Here is a 12,626-nt window from a genome sequence, read left to right on the forward strand (position 1 = left end):
CGCTTGTCCTTAATCCCGAGCGGAGGAAAGTTCTCGCCCGCTACATTGACCACCAAATCCGGTGGAGTTCAGCTCACATCCTGTTCATCCGGACGACCTGCACCCAGATGAGCTACGACAAGCACTATGGGAGCATAGGCGACAATCAGTGCCAGCAAACCCGAAACATGCCCCAGTGCCACCAGCAACGCCAGCGGCATGAGCCAAAGTACATTGACAGCGGTCACCGCCAGCGACACCCGCAAATGGCTGCCGTAACGGCGCGAAGCACGCTGGTAGGCATGGCTGCGATGCGCCTCGTAGACACGTTCGCCACGCATCAGACGGTGGATCAGCGTGACGGTGGCATCGACCACGAACACGCCGAGCAGGATCAGCCAACTCCAGATCAGCGGCGCGGAAACCGTCCCCGCCTGCAGCGCCAATCCTCCGAGAATCAACCCAAGGAAACCGCTGCCCGCGTCCCCCATGAAAATTTGCGCTGGCGGGAAATTCCAGACCAGGAACCCCGCCGCCGCCATGCCCAGGATCAAGGGTAACCATACCAGTTGCCACTCTCCGACGAACCACCCGCAGAGGGCCCCGCCCAGGCAGACACTGATGGCTTCCAGACCGGCGATCCCGTCGATGCCGTCCATGAAATTGTACAAGTTCAGCAGCCAGACCAGGAACACAACTGCCAACAGATCGCCGGCCAATCCCAGATCCAGCGTGCCCCAGGGCATAGCCAGCGCAGGCACCCCACCCAGCCAGGCGAGCAACCAGAGCGCAGCAACAAAATGCCCCAGCAGCCGCCAGCGCGCCGGAATATGACGGTGATCGTCGAGGAAACCAATGACCGCAACCAGAGCGCCGGCTGGCAACAGGGCCAAGAGGCTGTTCCCATCCACAGCACCAAGGGCACCGGCCAAAGGCAGGCAGCCCAGGAAACCCAGCACGATGGCAACGCCGCCGCCACGCGGCGTAGGAATCCGGTGAGAACTTCGAGCGTTGGGAATATCCATTATGCTGCGCGCCAGCGCGTAGCGACGCACCCATCCAGTCAGCAACCAGGAAAACACCGCTACTGCCAGGAGCATCGGGACAATCAGCATCGACACCCCTGAATCAACCATCTGCGCGCTCTGTACTCACGAATTTTCTTCCTGCTTCCCGCAGCCCCTCACGAAGTCCCTGAAGTGGCTGCCAACCAAGCAAACGCTTCGCCTTTCGGGTATCCAGTTCGAGATTGGCGCAGAGCTGCTCATAGAGCCTCGTTCGCCCGACCAACGCTGCTGCACCACTGAGAAACCGTTCAGGAACACTGAAGATGAAGGCTTTTTTACCCATTCCTGCCGCCAGCTCGGCTATCAGCTCCCGGATCGATACCACGCCATTGTCGGCAACGATGAATCGCTCATTAGCTGCATTGGGATGCGTCATGCACAGGATGATGAAGTCGACCAGATTGGCCACGCTGATCAAGCTTTTGCCGTTGTCGACTGCGCCAAACGGCAAGGGGATCGGATTGGCGACCAACCGGAGTAAACGCGCAAAGTTGCCCGGCGCATCGAATGCATAAACCAGCGGCGGGCGAATGATGACAATGTCCATGGCGCTGTCAGCAGCCAGACGGAGCAACCCCTCCTCAGCCTCGAACTTGGAAACCGCATAGCTGGCATGGGGCGCTGGAGTCGATGATTCATCAAAGGGGGTCGAACCGGAGCTATTACCATTCACACCAATCGAGCTGACGAACACGAATCGTCGTACGCCGCGCCTGGCCGCCTCAACAGCTAACGCCAGTGTGGCGTCGCGGTTGACGCGCCGAAACTGCTCAAGCTCGGATTGCTCATCACTGGAGCCAGAGAGCACATGAGCACGCGCGGCAAGGTGAATGACAACGTCACACCCATCCAGCGCCTGTTTCCACTCCGCCAACGCTGTCATGTCGCCAATACAGATTTCGCGATAGGACGAGTTCGAAGCAGCCTGGCGACAGAGCCCAATGGCACGATGGCCACCTTGAGCGAGCGCGACTCCGAGGTATTTTCCTACGAACCCTGACGCCCCGGTGACAAGAACCTTCAACAGGCACTCTCCATAAACAGTCCTGGGCTCGATAACTGAATGAACATGTCGCATGCCGGAGGTGAACGGCCGACTGACAGCAGTACGCTCCAGCTAGCCCGCTGAAATGGCACGAATGGGGGCGAGGCTATTCCACGCATGGCACCCAGGACACTGCCAATGCAGCTCCCGCCCGGCAAAGCCGCACTTCCCGCAACGATAACGAGCCATTGTCTTATACAAACCTATGATTATTGGAGACATTTTTTCAATAGAATGCGGATGATCGCAATCAACCTCGACGGCAGCAACATACTCCCCTACTCCGTGCCAGGAGGGCTGTTGTCGCACCCTCGATATCATCTGCTCTCTCCAATAGTCAGCCCCGCTATCAACATCAACTTCCATCAGCCAGGCCAGCACTGACGGCGGCAGTTGGTGCCGCAAAGCCAGTTCGCCCAGGAACGCGATCAAGTCCGGCCATTGATTCGCATCAAACCGACGCAATAGCGGAACAATTTCCCCCACATAAGCCTCGGCATCCTGCACAACCTCCCTGAGCGTTGCCATTGCCGCTATCCGATCCTTGCGCCAGAGTTCGCACTCCAGCCGCATCAGCAGAGCGCGTACGCAGCGCTTGTCGACACGGCGAGCCTCGCGCAGCAGCTCCTGCATGGCGCTGCGATCCCCGCTCTTGCCTTTCTCCTGAGCGAGTTCGCAGTAGTAGTTGGCCAGCGCAGCGCTCAACTCGGGCCGACTCGGCACCAGCCGGGCGGCCAGTTCGATCGCGCGCGACCAGTTCTTCTCACGCTCACAGATCAGCCGCTGCTCATCCAGCGCCTCGAGAGAGATGGGCCCGTCGCGTTGCTGGGTCAGCTCGTCCAGCAACTCCTCGGCGCTACCGAGCAGACCGCCAGCAATGTAGTCACGAGCCAGCTCCAGGCGTACTTGCGCCACCAGCGAACCATCCTCGCCGGCACGTCCCAGCAGGTCCTGGTGAATGTGGATGGCTTTCTCGATATCGCCACGGCGGCGGAACAGATTGCCAACGTGCAGGTGGCTTTCAAGCGTCTCCGGATTGACGACCAGGCCTTGGGATAGGCTTTCCAGCGCATCGTCGGAATGTCGCTCCAGCAGGTTATGCATGCTGTGGACGCGCGCCCGAAGGTTCGGCTCTGTTGGTGGCTGGGTTCTGGAAAGAGACCGACGCCCCATCCACCAGCCGATGGCCAGGGCGCAGAAGAAGAACAGCGTGGCAACGACGCTAGGCATGGTCCGTCAGCGACTTTTCACGCAGCGCGTCATTCTCCTTGCGGAAACGGGTGACTTCCGAGCGCAGCCCGGTCATGCGGACGTGCGTCTTCGCGCGGAAGGGAATGCTCAGCAGCAGGCCGATCACGCCGCCAACGATGAACGAAAGGGAGATGAAGACCACCAGCGGCCACTGAGGCGACTGCCAGCCAAGGAAGGTCAGCTGTGCAGGCTGCAGGTTTTCAAGGACGAAAACCACGACGACGGCGGCCAGGACGACCAGCGCCAGAATCAGCAGGAAACGTTTTGCCCGAAGCATGAACACTCCTTCTTGAAGACGGATACCCCGGGGTCACTCGGGTTCGTTGACGCGGTCGCGCAGCTCCTTGCCAGGCTTGAAGTGCGGAACGAACTTGCCGTCCAGACGCACGGACTCGCCGGTTTTCGGATTGCGACCGGTGCGCGGCGCACGGTAATGCAGCGAGAAGCTACCGAAACCCCGGATTTCGATGCGATCCCCAGTGGCCAGAGCCTGGGACATTTGCTCAAGCATGGTCTTGATCGCCAGCTCCACATCCTTTGCGGAAAGCTGCCCCTGATGGGTGACGATTCTCTCGATCAACTCCGACTTGGTCATGGTTTTCCCTTCTTTTTCAAGCGGCTAGATCAGCTCTAGGTTCTTTTAGCATGCTGATCATGCTTTGAACAGCCCGAACGGGAAGGATGTGTTTTCACCCGGTCAAGTCATTGGCAAATAAAAAATGGCCGATCCTGCGGGGAAGGAATCGGCCACGGTCGCGCCCAGGAGCGGAAGGACGCGCAAGGGAAAAGCAGGATCAGGCGATGGCGGCGAGCTGCGCCTTGGCCTTGGCCAGGCCTTTCTCGGCGAATTCACCGCCCATGTTCAGGCCTTCGGCGTGGATGAAGGTCACGTCGTGAATGCCGACGAAGCCCAGCGCCTGGCGCAGGTAGGGCTCCTGGTGATCCAGCGCACCGCCGGCGTAGACGCCGCCGCGGCTGGTCAGGACGAAGGCGCGCTTGCCGGTGAGCAGCCCCTGCGGGCCGGTCTCGGTGTACTGGAAGGTGACGCCGGCGCGCAGCACATGGTCCAGCCAGGACTTGAGGGTGCTGGGGATGGCGAAGTTGTACATCGGTGCAGCCAGGACCAGCACGTCGGCGGCCTGCAACTCGGCGGTCAGTTGGTTGGAACGATCCAGCGCAGCGCGTTCGATCTCGCTGTGCTCCTGCGCCGGCTTCATCCAGCCTCCCAGCAGGTTGGCGTCGAGGTGCGGGACCTGCTCGACGGCTAGGTCACGGACCTGGATGTCGTCGGCCGGATGAGCGGCCTGCCATTGGGCGATGAAGTCGCGGGTCAGCTGACGGGAAACTGAACCTTCCTGACGGGCACTGCTTTCGATAACCAGGACGCGGGACATGGACTGGACCTCCATCGGTCGTTGAATGTGTCGATGGAGGTCATCCTAAACATGAACAAATCGATAAAAAAGCGTAAATAGTCGCTTCTAATTATCGAATAAATTGATTTCTTTCCTGACTGCTTCTAGTCTTGCCGGGTAATCAGGAAGGATTGCAGGTGAGCTTGATCCGCAGCTTGATCACGGCGCGGCTGAAGCTGGACGTCAGATTGGCCTCCTTGCCGGGCGCAATGGTTGCCTTGCGCACGTGCGGCGTCTCAGGGCCGTTGACGAAAACCGCGGTGCAGGTCACTGGCTGCTGGCCGGCGTTGCGCAGGAGGATAGCCCCCATCTGGTCACCGATATCCTGGGTCTCGATATCCACCTCGGCGCCATTGAGGCTCTTCTGCACCTCGATGGGATAGGCCAGGGCGGTCAGCGGCAACATGGCCATAACGGCACAACAGAATTTTTTCATGGCGGTCTCTTATTGGTCTTCTGCGGACCGCCAGAGTAGACAAGAGGAAGCGAGGATGAAAGCGCCCCGCGTTACCCTGGATCAGTGGAGAACCCTGCAGGCCGTGGTCGACCACGGCGGCTTCGCCCAGGCGGCGGAAGCCCTGCACCGTTCGCAGTCGTCGATCAGCTATACCGTGGCGCGCATGCAGGAGCAACTGGGCGTGCCGCTGCTGCGCATCGACGGACGCAAGGCCGTACTCACCGAGGCAGGTGAAGTACTGTTGCGTCGCTCACGGCAACTGGTGAAATCCGCCGGCCAGCTGGAAGAACTGGCCCATCACATGGAACAGGGCTGGGAGCCGGAAGTGCGCCTGGTCGTCGACGCCGCCTACCCCACCGTGCGCCTGGTGCGCTCGTTGTCGGCCTTCATGCCACAGAGCCGCGGCTGCCGCGTGCTGCTGCGCGAAGAAGTACTGTCGGGCGTGGAAGAAGCGCTGGTGCAGGGCCATGCGGACCTCGCCATCAGCGGCCTGAACATTCCCGGCCACCTGGGCGCCGACCTCTCCATCGTCGACTTCGTCGCCGTCGCCCACCCCGACCACGCCCTGCACCGGTTGCAACGCGAGGTCACTCACCAGGACCTGGAAACCCAGATGCAGGTGGTGATCCGCGACTCCGGCCGCCTGCAACCGCGTGACGTCGGCTGGCTCGGCGCCGAGCAGCGCTGGACCGTCGGCAGCCTCGCCACCGCCGCCACCTTCGTCAGTAACGGCCTGGGCTTCGCCTGGTTGCCACGGCACATGATCGAGCGCGAACTGCGCGACGGCCAGCTCAAGCCGCTGTTGATGAAACAGGGCGGCGTGCGCGAGAGCCGCTTCTATCTTTACCCGAACAAGGAAAAGCCCCTGGGCCCGGCCACGCAGATCCTCGTGGAGCTGCTGACCACCTTCGCCAACGTGCCCCTCGACGCCCATTTCGCCGCCCCGGAAAGCCCGGCCTGAAGCCTCAGGCCACACGAGCAAGGAGCCCGTCATGCCATTCTTCGACCACGCCGGTCATCGCCTGCACTACGAGGAAAGCGGATTCGGCACGCCGGTCCTGCTGGTACACGGGCTCGGCTCCAGCACCCGCGACTGGGAATACCAGGTACCGGAGCTGGAGAAGCGTCATCGGGTGATCGCCCTCGACGTGCGCGGCCACGGCCAGTCGGACAAACCGCGCCAGCGCTACAGCATCGGAGCCTTCGCCGAGGACGTGATCGCCCTGCTCGATCACCTGAGCCTTGGCCGTGTGCATCTGGTGGGCATCAGCATGGGTGGCATGATCGGCTTCGAACTGGCCACTCGCTGGCCGGAACGGCTGAACAGCCTGACCATCGTCAACAGCGCCCCGGAAGTGAAACCGCGCAGCTTTCGCGAGTACCTGGAAGTGGCGCGCCGACTGTTCCTCGCCCACGCGCTGGGCCTGGACACCGTGGGCAAGGCGCTGGGCAAGATGCTCTTCCCCAAGCCCGAGCAAAGCGACCTGCGCCGCAAGATCCAGCAGCGCTGGCCGCAGAACGACAAGCGCGCCTACCTCTCCAGCCTGCACGCCATCATCGGCTGGGGTGTGCAGGAACGCCTGGCGCGAATAACCTGTCCAACCCTGGTGATCAGCGCCGACCGCGACTACACCCCGGTCTCGCTCAAGCAGGCCTATGTCGGACACATGCCCAACGCGCGCCTGGTGGTGATCGAGGACTCGCGCCATGCCACGCCGCTCGACCAGCCGGAAAGATTCAATACCACCCTGCTCGACTTCCTCGATCAGGTCGACCATCCCTAGAACCTTCAGGAAACATCCGCCAAATGACCCTGTTCAAACGCTTCCTGCTCGCTGCCTGCTCCCTGGTCCTGGCCGGCTCGGTCTTCGCCGCCGACAGCAAGAACCCGCATGTGCTGCTGTCTACCACCTCGGGTGAAATCGAAATCGAGCTGTACGCCGACAAAGCACCGATTTCCGTGAAGAACTACCTGTCCTACGTCGACAGTGGCTTCTACAACGGAACCATCTTCCACCGCGTGATCCCCAACTTCATGATCCAGGGCGGCGGTTTCACCGAGGCCATGAAGGAGAAGGACACCCAGGCGCCGATCAAGAACGAGGCCGACAACGGCCTGCTCAACGAGCGCGGCACCCTGGCCATGGCACGCACCAGCGACGTGAACTCCGCCACCAGCCAGTTCTTCATCAACCTGACCGGCAACGACTTCCTCAACCACGGCGCCCGCGACTTCGGCTACGCGGTATTCGGCAAGGTCGTGCGCGGCATGGGCGTGGTCGACCAGATCGCCGGCGTGAAGACCGGTAATCGCGGCATGTTCCAGGACGTACCGACCACCCCGGTGGTCATCCTCTCCGCCAAGCGTCTGTGATTCTGCGGAACCACGGCTGACGGAGGCCATTCAAGGCGAGCCCAGGACGGGCTCGCCGACACAACCCGAGAGCCATCATGCTTTACCGTCGTTTCGAGCGTCTGATCGATCCCTTCCGCGACGTCCCCGAGCGCATGCCGCCCTCCGACGTCATCCGCTTCTACGTCTACTACCTGCGCCAGGTCTGGCCGGTCTTCCTCGCGCTGCTCTTCGTCGGGCTGATCGTCGCGCTGATCGAAGTCGCCCTGTTCAGCTACCTCGGCCGCATCGTCGACCTCGCCCAGGGCACTGCCCCTGCCGACTTCTTCTCCTCGCACGGCCGCGAGCTGATCTGGATGGCTGTGGTAGCGCTGGTCCTGCGCCCGGTGTTCAACGGCCTGCACGACATGCTGGTGCACCAGAGCATCAACCCCAGCATGACCAACCTGATCCGCTGGCAGAATCACCGCTACGTGCTCAAGCAGAGCCTGGGCTTCTTCCAGAACGACTTCGCCGGGCGCATCGCCCAACGCATCATGCAGACCGGCAACTCCCTGCGCGATTCCGCCGTGCAGGTGGTCGACGCCATCTGGCACGTGGTGATCTACACCATCAGCGCCCTGGTGCTGTTCGCCGAGGCCGACTGGCGCCTGATGATCCCGCTGGTGCTCTGGGTGATCGGCTACGTCGGCGCACTGGGCTACTTCGTGCCCCAGGTGAAACGCCGCTCCGTGGAAGCCTCGGACTCGCGCTCCAAGCTCATGGGCCGGATCGTCGACGGCTACACCAACATCACCACCCTCAAGCTGTTCGCCCACACGCGCCAGGAAGAGGACTACGCCCGCGAAGCCATCGACGACCAGACCCGCAAGGCCCAGCGCGCCGGGCGCGTGGTGACCTCGATGGACGTAACCATCACCATCTTCAACGGCCTGCTGATCGCCGGCACCACGGGCCTGGCCCTGTGGCTGTGGACCCAGTCGCTGATCTCGGTGGGCGCCATCGCCCTGGCCACCGGCCTGGTCATCCGCATCAACAATATGTCTGGCTGGATCATGTGGGTGGTCGGCGGCATCTTCGAAAACGTCGGCCAGGTGCAGGACGGCATGCAGACCATCGCCCTGCCCCGCCAGGTGATCGACGCACCCGACGCCAAGCCGCTGATGGTGAACCATGGCGAAGTCCGCTTCGAGCACGTGGACTTCAGCTACGGCAAGGGTGGCGGCCTGATCAGCGGCCTCGACCTGACCGTGCGCCCCGGCGAGAAGATCGGCCTGGTCGGCCCCTCCGGCGCCGGCAAGTCGACCCTGGTAAACCTGCTGCTGCGCCTGTACGACCTCGAAGGCGGACGCATCCTGATCGACGGCCAGGATATCGCCCAAGTGACCCAGGAAAGCCTGCGCGCGCAGATCGGCATGGTCACCCAGGACACCTCGCTGCTGCACCGCTCGATCCGCGACAACCTGCTCTACGGCCGCCCGGACGCCGGCGAGGCCGAGCTGCAGGACGCGATCCAGAAGGCCCGCGCCTCGGAGTTCATCCCGCAACTGAGCGACGCCGAGGGCCGCTTCGGCCTCGACGCCCATGTCGGCGAGCGTGGCGTGAAGCTGTCCGGCGGCCAGCGCCAGCGCATCGCAATCACCCGCGTGCTGCTCAAGGACGCGCCGATCCTGATCCTCGATGAGGCCACCTCGGCGCTGGACTCGGAAGTGGAAGCGGCCATCCAGGAAAGCCTGGAGACCCTGATGCAGGGCAAGACGGTGATCGCCATCGCCCACCGCCTCTCGACCATCGCGCGCATGGATCGCCTGGTGGTCCTGGAGCACGGTCGCGTGGTCGAGAGTGGCAGCCATGCCGAGTTGCTGGCCCATGGCGGGCTGTATGCGCGCCTATGGCGTCACCAGACCGGCGGGTTCGTCGGGGTGGACTGATCGGGATCGGATCGGCCGCTCCGAGGCTTCCGCCCCGGTAGGAGCGAGCTTGCTCGCGAACGGCATTGCACCGTGCCTTGCAGTTTCGCGAGCAAGCTCGCTCCTACGAAGAGCACCCGGTACGAAGCCAACACCCATAAAAAAGCCCGGCTCAAGGCCGGGCACGTCCAAATCCAGGACAGCTCAGTGTGTGTCCAACAGTGCCAGCGCCTCGCGGCTCAGGCGCTCGACCGTGGCCCAGTCGCCACTGTCGATGGCGGCCTTGGGCAGCATCCAGCTACCGCCCACGCACATCACGTTGGCCAGCCGGTAATAGTCATTCAGGTTGTCCGGACCGACACCACCCGTGGGGCAGAAACGGATGTCCGGGAACGGCCCGCCAAACGCCTTGAGCGCCTCCACGCCGCCGGCGACCTTCGCCGGGAACAGCTTGAAGCGGCGCAGGCCATGACGGTATGCCGCCATGATTTCCGAAGCGGTGGCCACGCCAGGCAGCAGCGGCACCGGGCGAGTCACGGCGTACTGCAGCAGTTCGTCGGTGCAACCGGGGGTGACGATGAATTTCGCCCCTGCCTCTTCCGCCTGAGCGAAGGTTTCCGAGTCGAGCACCGTGCCGGCGCCGACGATCAGCTCCGGGCGCTGCTCGCTCAATTGACGAATCGCGGTGAGGCCCAGCGATGTCCGCAAGGTCACTTCCAGAACGGTGATGCCGCCGGCTGCCAGGGCATCCGCCATGGGCAGGATATCCCCCTCGCGGTCGATGGTGATCACCGGCAGGATGCGCGCACGCTGCGCAAGGGCATCGATCTGCTGGATGTGTTGTTCAGACATTGCGGTAACTCCGTGCCTCAGGGGCACCAGTGGATCGAAAGAGGCGAACGCAGGAACGCATTGATCGGCATGCGCTGGTCGTCGTTGTCGCTGAGCGCCTGACTCAGGGTGGCCAGCTTGGACTCGCCCTGGATAGCCAGGATCTGCACCCGTGCCCCTTGCAGCACGGCGCGGGTCAGGGTCAGGCGTTGGTGTGGCACCGTCGGTGCCCACATCGGCAGGCAACGACGTGTGCCGGCCGGGTCGAGCGCCTCGACCAGATTGGTGCTGCCGGGGAACAGCGAGGCCGTGTGGCCGTCGTCGCCCATGCCCAGCACCAGCACATCGATGGGCAGGATCAGTTCATGCAGATAGCGATCGGCCTTCTCGGCCGCCTCTTCCAGGCTGGCCGCCGGCTGGTAGATGCCGATGAACTGCGCCTTGGCTGCCGCCCCTTTGAACAGGTGACGGCGCAGCAGGCCAGCGTTGCTGTCCGGATGCGACTCGGGCACCCAGCGCTCGTCGGCGAGGCTGACAGCCACTTTCGACCAGTCCAGCACCGCGCCGCTCAGGGCTTCGAGGAAAGCCACCGGGCTGCGTCCGCCGGATACCACCAGCAGCGCACGGCCGCGCTCGATGAGCGCTTCGCGCAGCGCATCGGCCACCGTTTCGGCCAGACCGCGGGCCTGTTCGACGGCGTTGTTCCAGGTCTTCCAGGCCATGCCTTCAGCCAGTTTGGGTTCAAAGATCGCCATACCAGTCCCTCCCGTCGCGTGCGATCAGGGCAACCGAGGCCTGCGGTCCCCAGCTTCCGGCCGGATAGGGCTTGGGCTCTTCGCCCAGGCGCCCCCAGCCGTCGATCAGGCCGTCGCACCACTTCCAGGCGGCCTCGATCTCATCCTTGCGGACGAACAGGTTCTGGTTGCCCTGCGTGACTTCCAGCAACAGTCGCTCGTAGGCATCCGGCGTCCGGGCGGTCTGGAAGGTTTCGGAGAAATTCAGTTGCAGCGGGCCGGTGCGCAGTTGCATGCCCTTGCCCAGGCCCTGGTCCTTGGTCATCACCTGCAAGGCAATACCCTCGTCCGGCTGCAGGCGGATGATCAGCCGGTTGCTGATCAGCGAACGCTGTTCCGGGGCGAAGATGTAGTGCGGCGGTTCCTTGAAGTGAATGACGATCTGCGAATGCTTCTGCGGCATGCGTTTGCCGGTGCGCAGGTAGAACGGCACGCCGGACCAGCGCCAGTTGCGGATGTCCACGCGCAACGCGACAAAGGTCTCGGCATCGCTGTTGGGGTTGGCGTTTTCCTCGGAGAGGTAGCCGGGTACCGCCTTGCCGTCGATGTAGCCGGCGGTGTATTGGCCACGCACCACACGGGTCGCCAGTTGCTCGGGAGCGATGGGTTCCAGGGCGCGCAGCACCTTCACCTTCTCGTCGCGGATGCTGTCGGCGGTGAGGTCCGCTGGCGGGTCCATGGCGATCAGGCAGAGCAGTTGCAGCAGGTGGTTCTGCACCATGTCGCGCAGTTGGCCGGCCTTGTCGAAGTAGCCCCAGCGGCCTTCGATGCCGACTTTCTCGGCCACGGTGATTTCCACGTGGGAGATGTGGTTCTGGTTCCACTGGGTCTCGAACAGACTGTTGGCGAAGCGCAGTGCGATGAGGTTCTGCACTGTCTCCTTGCCCAGGTAGTGGTCGATCCGATAGATGCGGTTTTCCGGGAAGAAACGCGCCACCGCGTCGTTCACCGCGCGGGACGACTCCAGGTCATGACCGATGGGCTTCTCCAGGACCACCCGGGTGCGCTCGGCCAGGCCGGCGGCGGCAAGGTTCTCGCAGATGCCACCGAACACCGAGGCGGCGGTGGCGAAGTAGGCGACCAGAGTCTTCTCGTCACCCACCCGCTCGGCCAGCGCCTGGTAGGAGCCGGCGTCGAGGAAATCCATGCTCAGGTGGTGCAGACGCGCCTGGAAGCGGGCCCAGACGGTTTCATCCCACTCCTTCGCTGGCACGGCCTGGCGCAGGCGGCGCTCGATGGTCGCCAGGGGCTCTTCGCTGGCGCCGTCGTCGCGCGCCAGGGCGAGAATGCGGGTATCGCGGTGCAGCAGGTCTTCGCGGTCAAGCTGGTAGAGCGCCGGCAGCAGCTTGCGCAGGGCGAGATCTCCCAGGGCGCCGAACAGCGCGAGGGTGCAGGGCAGAACGCGGACTTCAGGCATTTGTTGTTACCAACCAAATTTTGAACGATAGTTAGCCTTCTACGCCGGCATTAAGACAAATATGTAGTAATTAAACAACATATTTTTGCCGCTTCGCGCCGTTGTTG

14 protein-coding genes are annotated in these 12,626 nt (G+C 63.1%); 4 read left to right on the top strand and 10 right to left on the bottom strand.

The window, feature by feature from the left end:
* Positions 1-68: 68 nt before the first annotated feature.
* The 7 genes from ACKI1H_RS25435 to ACKI1H_RS25465 all read right to left on the bottom strand — a co-directional run bounded on the left by ACKI1H_RS25435 (position 69) and on the right by ACKI1H_RS25465 (position 5,193).
* The gene (locus tag ACKI1H_RS25435; protein ID WP_440466716.1) at positions 69-1,094 is read right to left on the bottom strand and encodes an MraY family glycosyltransferase; all 1,026 of its coding nucleotides are present in this window, start codon (positions 1,092-1,094) and stop codon (positions 69-71) included.
* 13 nt (positions 1,095-1,107) lie between these two features.
* Positions 1,108-2,070, bottom strand: a complete 963-nt coding sequence (locus ACKI1H_RS25440) for an NAD-dependent epimerase/dehydratase family protein (protein WP_440466717.1) — start codon at positions 2,068-2,070, stop codon at positions 1,108-1,110.
* Between the two features lie 93 nt (positions 2,071-2,163).
* Positions 2,164-3,321 (bottom strand): tetratricopeptide repeat protein, encoded by a 1,158-nt coding sequence (locus ACKI1H_RS25445; protein ID WP_440466718.1) that lies wholly within the window; start codon positions 3,319-3,321, stop codon positions 2,164-2,166.
* On the bottom strand, positions 3,314-3,619 hold the full coding sequence (locus tag ACKI1H_RS25450) for a LapA family protein (RefSeq protein ID WP_138520587.1): 306 nt from the start codon (positions 3,617-3,619) through the stop codon (positions 3,314-3,316). The genes ACKI1H_RS25445 and ACKI1H_RS25450 overlap by 8 nt, the downstream gene beginning before the upstream one ends.
* Positions 3,620-3,652: 33 nt before the next feature.
* Positions 3,653-3,937 (bottom strand): integration host factor subunit beta, encoded by a 285-nt coding sequence (ihfB, locus tag ACKI1H_RS25455; protein WP_015478091.1) that lies wholly within the window; start codon positions 3,935-3,937, stop codon positions 3,653-3,655.
* Positions 3,938-4,136: 199 nt separating this feature from the next.
* Positions 4,137-4,736: an FMN-dependent NADH-azoreductase gene (locus tag ACKI1H_RS25460; protein ID WP_138520586.1), complete on the bottom strand. Its 600-nt coding sequence runs from the start codon at positions 4,734-4,736 to the stop codon at positions 4,137-4,139.
* Positions 4,737-4,878: 142 nt separating this feature from the next.
* Positions 4,879-5,193: a 3-phosphoglycerate kinase gene (locus ACKI1H_RS25465; RefSeq protein ID WP_440466719.1), complete on the bottom strand. Its 315-nt coding sequence runs from the start codon at positions 5,191-5,193 to the stop codon at positions 4,879-4,881.
* A 55-nt stretch (positions 5,194-5,248) separates the two neighbouring features.
* On the opposite strand from ACKI1H_RS25465, the gene ACKI1H_RS25470 reads away from it, so the two are divergent.
* From ACKI1H_RS25470 to ACKI1H_RS25485, 4 genes are all read left to right on the top strand, one after another.
* The gene (locus ACKI1H_RS25470; RefSeq protein ID WP_138520584.1) at positions 5,249-6,175 is read left to right on the top strand and encodes a LysR family transcriptional regulator; all 927 of its coding nucleotides are present in this window, start codon (positions 5,249-5,251) and stop codon (positions 6,173-6,175) included.
* 31 nt (positions 6,176-6,206) lie between these two features.
* Complete coding sequence (locus tag ACKI1H_RS25475) at positions 6,207-6,998, top strand: alpha/beta fold hydrolase (RefSeq protein ID WP_440466720.1); 792 nt, start codon at positions 6,207-6,209, stop codon at positions 6,996-6,998.
* 29 nt (positions 6,999-7,027) lie between these two features.
* Positions 7,028-7,588, top strand: coding sequence for a peptidylprolyl isomerase (locus tag ACKI1H_RS25480; RefSeq protein ID WP_024765968.1), 561 nt, complete (start codon positions 7,028-7,030; stop codon positions 7,586-7,588).
* A gap of 77 nt (positions 7,589-7,665) precedes the next feature.
* The gene (locus ACKI1H_RS25485; protein WP_440466721.1) at positions 7,666-9,498 is read left to right on the top strand and encodes an ABC transporter ATP-binding protein; all 1,833 of its coding nucleotides are present in this window, start codon (positions 7,666-7,668) and stop codon (positions 9,496-9,498) included.
* Positions 9,499-9,681: 183 nt separating this feature from the next.
* Here the strand turns inward: ACKI1H_RS25485 and ACKI1H_RS25490 are convergent, their stop codons facing one another.
* The 3 genes from ACKI1H_RS25490 to zwf are packed head-to-tail and all read right to left on the bottom strand — an operon-like array spanning position 9,682 to position 12,519.
* The gene (locus tag ACKI1H_RS25490) at positions 9,682-10,329 is read right to left on the bottom strand and encodes a bifunctional 4-hydroxy-2-oxoglutarate aldolase/2-dehydro-3-deoxy-phosphogluconate aldolase (protein ID WP_440466722.1); all 648 of its coding nucleotides are present in this window, start codon (positions 10,327-10,329) and stop codon (positions 9,682-9,684) included.
* Between the two features lie 17 nt (positions 10,330-10,346).
* Entirely contained in the window at positions 10,347-11,063 is a 717-nt protein-coding gene (gene pgl / locus ACKI1H_RS25495; RefSeq protein ID WP_440466723.1) for a 6-phosphogluconolactonase, read from the bottom strand.
* Positions 11,050-12,519 (bottom strand): glucose-6-phosphate dehydrogenase, encoded by a 1,470-nt coding sequence (gene zwf / locus ACKI1H_RS25500; protein ID WP_440466724.1) that lies wholly within the window; start codon positions 12,517-12,519, stop codon positions 11,050-11,052. Before zwf ends, pgl begins: the two co-directional genes overlap by 14 nt.
* Positions 12,520-12,626: the final 107 nt, after the last annotated feature.

The sequence above is a fragment of the Pseudomonas sp. YH-1 genome, from assembly GCF_051990045.1.
GTDB lineage: Bacteria > Pseudomonadota > Gammaproteobacteria > Pseudomonadales > Pseudomonadaceae > Pseudomonas > Pseudomonas nicosulfuronedens.